At 66.6% G+C, this 4,646-nt stretch carries 6 protein-coding genes and 1 riboswitch; of the genes, 5 read left to right on the top strand and 1 reads right to left on the bottom strand.

The genetic code is table 11. The annotated features are described in order from the left end of the window. Positions 1-66 precede the first annotated feature (66 nt). Positions 67-177: a gamma-butyrobetaine hydroxylase-like domain-containing protein gene (locus ACEN88_RS24750; RefSeq protein WP_413343949.1), complete on the top strand. Its 111-nt coding sequence runs from the start codon at positions 67-69 to the stop codon at positions 175-177. Here ACEN88_RS24750 and ACEN88_RS24745 read toward each other — a convergent pair. Then, positions 174-1,019, bottom strand: coding sequence for an MOSC domain-containing protein (locus tag ACEN88_RS24745; protein ID WP_413343948.1), 846 nt, complete (start codon positions 1,017-1,019; stop codon positions 174-176). The two genes, ACEN88_RS24750 and ACEN88_RS24745, sit on opposite strands and share 4 nt — an antisense overlap. Positions 1,020-1,154: 135 nt before the next feature. Beyond that, positions 1,155-1,258, top strand: a riboswitch (TPP riboswitch). Positions 1,259-1,335: 77 nt separating this feature from the next. On the opposite strand from ACEN88_RS24745, the gene thiC reads away from it, so the two are divergent. The 4 genes from thiC to ACEN88_RS24725 form a co-directional block, all read left to right on the top strand. Next, positions 1,336-3,249 (top strand): phosphomethylpyrimidine synthase ThiC, encoded by a 1,914-nt coding sequence (thiC, locus tag ACEN88_RS24740; RefSeq protein WP_413343946.1) that lies wholly within the window; start codon positions 1,336-1,338, stop codon positions 3,247-3,249. A 2-nt stretch (positions 3,250-3,251) separates the two neighbouring features. Next, on the top strand, positions 3,252-3,455 hold the full coding sequence (gene thiS / locus ACEN88_RS24735) for a sulfur carrier protein ThiS (RefSeq protein ID WP_105378838.1): 204 nt from the start codon (positions 3,252-3,254) through the stop codon (positions 3,453-3,455). A 25-nt stretch (positions 3,456-3,480) separates the two neighbouring features. Beyond that, positions 3,481-4,275 carry a thiazole synthase gene (locus ACEN88_RS24730; protein WP_413343944.1) on the top strand — a complete coding sequence of 265 codons (795 nt, stop codon included), beginning with the start codon at positions 3,481-3,483 and terminating at the stop codon, positions 4,273-4,275. Beyond that, on the top strand, positions 4,275-4,646 hold a 372-nt coding region (locus ACEN88_RS24725), incomplete at its 3' end, for a bifunctional hydroxymethylpyrimidine kinase/phosphomethylpyrimidine kinase (protein WP_413343942.1). The genes ACEN88_RS24730 and ACEN88_RS24725, both read left to right, overlap by 1 nt.

Below are 4,646 nucleotides of genomic sequence, written 5' to 3'. Positions count from 1 at the left end.
GGCAGGGCGGCCGGCGAACCGATCTCGCCCAGCGCCAGCGCCGCTTCCTTGCGCAGATTGCCGATCGTGTGCGTGGCCGCCATCGAGCCGGTGGGTGCCTATGCGCTGAACCTGACGTTCAGCGATGGGCACCGGCGGGGTATTTATCCGTTCGAGATGCTGGCGACGTTCGATTAAAACGCGATCTCGGTGGTCAATTCCTGCCCGAGATGCAGCTCGCTGCCGGCCCCCGCCGTCACGATGCAGTTCATGCCCAGGCACACGGCGCCTTCCATGCGCGGATTGGCGCGGTAGGTCCGCAGGATGTCCAGCGGGTCCGGGCCGGGAATGCCCGTCGCCTGGTCGATGGACGGGATCGGGCAGCGCGCGCACGGCTTCACGGGACGGATCTCCACGTCGCCGATCGTTAGCGTCGCGAGAAAATCCTCTTCGCAGGCATCGATGCCGTCGACGACGAGATTCGGGCGGAAGCGGTCCATCTGCAGCGCCGTGCGGCCGGCCGCGCCGCGGCGGGCGGTGAGGTCGTCCAGCGACGCCTGGCCGATCAGCAGCAGCGGATAACCGTCCGCGAAACGCGTCTGCGCTTCCACGCCGTTCGTCCACTTGGTGCTCGTCGGGCGCACGACGTCGCGGTGGAAACGCACGAGCCGGCACGGGGTTGCCAGCGCATTCGAAAACCAGTCCGCCGCCGCGTCGCCGCAATCGGCGGCGTCCACCGTGTCGTCCCAGATCTTCACCGTGCGCTTCGGCGCGGACGCGTCCCAGGCGAGCGGCAACACCAGCGGATCCATGCCGGGCGCATGGACGCGCAGCCTGTCGCCATCCGGCAGCGGCCGGAGCAGCGCCATGCGTGGATGCTCGCGCTGCGTGAGAAACTGGCCGTCTTCCGTCACCAGCATCCATTCGCGGTCGTGCACGCCCAGTGCGAACAGGCCGGATTCGAGCACGGTGGCGGACCGGACGGCGATACCGGCGCAGGATTTGATCGGGTACAGCAGCAGATGGGTTAGCAGGGCCATGGATCGGTTCGTTCTGATGGGATCTGAAGAGTCAGGCCGATAGTATGCACCAATCCACACCCGCGGTTCCTGTTTGCCAAGCGCATAAAACCCGCGTACACTCCGTCCCGTCGTTTCGTGGACTGCACGAAACGACGCCAATGCTAGGGGTCCTGCGCCGTCATCAACGGCGTGGGTGAGAAATACCCTCTGAACCTGATCTGGATAATGCCAGCGAAGGGAAGCTCGAAAAGTCTGCGTGCACGTCGTTCGCACTACGCATCTTCGTACTCCTCAAGCTGGATCGCCGATCTTCAGTGACCAACAAGGAGTGCACTTGAACGCCGATCCGAAATTCCTCTCCGCCAGCGCCACCGTCGACGCCGCCGCCGTCGCGCCGCTGCCCAATTCCCGCAAGGTCTACGTGACGGGCAGCCGCCTGGACATCCGCGTGCCGATGCGCGAGATCACCCAGTCAGACACGCCCGCATCGTTCGGCCATGAACCGAATCCGCCCGTGTGGGTCTACGACACGTCCGGCCCGTACACCGATCCCGACGCCGCCATCGACATCCGCTCCGGCCTGGCCCCGCTGCGCGCCGACTGGATCCGCGAGCGCGGCGACACCGAAGAACTGGCCGGCCCGTCGTCGCACTACGGCGTCGAACGCCTGAACGACCCGAAGCTGGCCGAGCTGCGTTTCAACCTGCAGCGCAAGCCGCGCCGCGCCGTCCCCGGCCGCAACGTCACGCAGATGCACTATGCCCGCCAGGGGATCGTCACGCCCGAGATGGAATACGTGGCCATCCGCGAAAACCTGCGCCGCCAGGAATACCTCGCCGCGCTGGAAGCCGCCGGCCCCACGGGCAAGCGCATGGCGCAGATGATCGGCCGCCAGCATCCGGGCCAGTCGTTCGGCGCCAGCATTCCTCGTGAAATCACCCCGGAATTCGTGCGCGACGAGATCGCCAAAGGCCGCGCGATCCTGCCGAACAACATCAACCACCCGGAATCGGAGCCGATGATCATCGGCCGCAACTTCCTCGTGAAGATCAACGCGAACATCGGCAACTCGGCCGTGACGTCGTCGATCGGCGAGGAAGTCGAGAAGATGACGTGGGCCACGCGCTGGGGCGGCGACACCGTGATGGACCTGTCGACCGGCAAGCATATCCACGAAACGCGCGAATGGATCATCCGCAACAGCCCCGTCCCCATCGGCACGGTGCCGCTGTACCAGGCGCTGGAAAAGGTGCACGGCAAGGCCGAGGACCTGACGTGGGAAATCTACCGCGACACGCTGATCGAGCAGGCGGAGCAAGGCGTCGACTACTTCACCATCCACGCCGGCGTGCGTCTCGCCTACGTGCCGATGACCGCGAACCGCCTGACGGGCATCGTCTCGCGCGGCGGCTCGATCATGGCCAAGTGGTGCCTCGCCCACCACAAGGAATCGTTCCTGTACACGCATTTCGAAGAGATCTGCGAGATCATGAAGGCGTACGACGTCGCGTTCAGCCTGGGCGACGGCCTGCGTCCCGGCTCGATCTACGACGCCAACGACGAAGCCCAGCTGTCCGAACTGAAGACGCTCGGCGAGCTGACGCAGGTCGCGTGGAAGCACGACGTGCAGGTGATGATCGAGGGTCCGGGCCACGTGCCGCTGCAGCTCATCAAGGAAAACATGGACCTGCAGCTGGAGCAGTGCCACGAGGCGCCGTTCTACACGCTCGGCCCCCTGACGACCGACATCGCGCCGGGCTACGACCACATCACGTCCGGCATCGGCGCCGCCAACATCGGCTGGTACGGCACCGCGATGCTGTGCTACGTGACGCCGAAGGAGCACCTGGGCCTGCCCGACAAGGACGACGTCAAGGACGGCATCATCACGTACAAGATCGCGGCGCATGCGGCCGACCTGGCCAAGGGCCATCCGGGCGCGCAGATCCGCGACAACGCGCTGTCGAAAGCCCGTTTCGAATTCCGCTGGGAAGACCAGTTCAACCTGGGCCTCGATCCGGACAAGGCGCGTTCCTTCCACGACGAGACCCTGCCGAAGGATTCCGCCAAGGTGGCGCACTTCTGCTCGATGTGCGGTCCGCACTTCTGCTCGATGAAGATCACGCAGGAAGTGCGCGACTACGCGGCCGGCCAGGGCATCGCCGCGAACGCCGCGCTGGAACAGGGCATGCAGGTGAAGGCCGTCGAGTTCATGAAGCGCGGCGCCGAGCTGTATCACAAGGAATAAGGATGGTCGAGATCGAACTGAACGGCGCCGCGCACACGCTGCCGGCGCAGGCCAGCCTGCACGACCTCGTGGAATCGCTGGGCCTCGCGGGACAGAAGCTCGCGCTGGCCGTGAACCGCCAGGTCGTGCCGCGCGAGCGCTGGCGCGACACGCCCCTGCAGGCGCGCGACCGCGTGGACGTGGTGCGCGCCATCGGCGGCGGCTGATCCTGAACCTCAAAAGGAATACGACATGACGAATACGACGCATGCGGACCGGCCGCTCACCATCGCCGGCAAGGCCTACAACTCGCGCCTGCTGGTGGGCAGCGGCAAATACCGCGACCTGGAACAGACGCGCGCCGCGACCGAAGCATCGGGCGCCGACATCATCACGGTGGCGATCCGCCGCGTGAACATCGGCCAGCACGCGAACGAACCGAATTTGCTCGACGTGGTGCCGCCGTCGCGCTGGACCATCCTGCCCAACACGGCGGGCTGCTACAACGCCAAGGACGCCGTGTACACCTTGCAGCTGGCGCGCGAACTGCTGAACGGGCACAAGCTCGTCAAGCTAGAAGTGCTGGGCGACGAAAAAACGCTGTTCCCGAACATGCCCGAGACGCTCGTCGCCGCGCGCGAACTGGTGCGCGACGGCTTCGACGTGATGGTCTATTGCAGCGATGACCCGATCCAGGCGCGCATGCTGGAAGACATCGGCTGCGCGGCGATCATGCCGCTCGCGTCGCTGATCGGTTCCGGCATGGGCATCCTGAATCCGTGGAACCTGTCGCTGATCATCGAGCAGACGCAGGTGCCGGTGATCGTCGATGCGGGCGTCGGCACGGCGTCCGACGCGGCCATCGCGATGGAACTGGGCTGCGACGGCGTGCTGATGAACAGCGCCATCGCCGGCGCGCAGGATCCGGTGCGTATGGCGGGTGCGATGCGCCTCGCGGTGGAAGCGGGTCGCGAAGCGTATCTGGCGGGCCGCATGCCGCGCAAATTCGCGGCTTCGCCGTCGTCGCCGATGGCGGGCCGGATCTGATGGAGACCGCCACGCGGCCCTGCGTCCTCGTGTGCGCCGGCCTCGATCCGTCGGGTGGCGCCGGCATCCAGGCCGACATCGAAGCGATATCGGCCCAGGGCGCTCACGCGCTGCCGCTCGTGACGGCGCTGACGGTCCAGGACAACAACGCCGTGCGCGAAGTGGTGCCCGTCGACGCGGGCCTGCTGCTGCGCCAGGCCGTGGTGCTGGCCGACACGATGCCGATCTGCGCGGTGAAGATCGGCATTCCCGGCAGCCGAGAAAACGCGGAAGCCATCGCCGGCATCATCCGCATGCTGCGCGTGCGCCGGCCCGGCCTGCCCGTCGTCCTGGACCCGGTGCTGGCCAGCGGCCGCGGCGACAGCCTGGCG

Origin of the sequence: Massilia sp. CT11-108, from assembly GCF_047302915.1 — a bacterium.
GTDB classification, from domain to species: Bacteria; Pseudomonadota; Gammaproteobacteria; order Burkholderiales; family Burkholderiaceae_D; genus Telluria; species Telluria orientalis.
The sequence above is the reverse complement of the archived record's forward strand: the minus strand, read 5'-3'. Positions and strand labels throughout refer to the sequence as shown.

Excerpts from the sequence above, each read along its gene's own strand:
- ACEN88_RS24745 (WP_413343948.1), bottom strand. The coding sequence starts at position 1,019 with ATGGCCCTGCTAACCCATCTGCTGCTGTACCCGATCAAATCCTGCGCC.
- thiS (WP_105378838.1), top strand. The coding sequence starts at position 3,252 with ATGGTCGAGATCGAACTGAACGGCGCCGCGCACACGCTGCCGGCGCAG.
- ACEN88_RS24730 (WP_413343944.1), top strand. The coding sequence starts at position 3,481 with ATGACGAATACGACGCATGCGGACCGGCCGCTCACCATCGCCGGCAAG.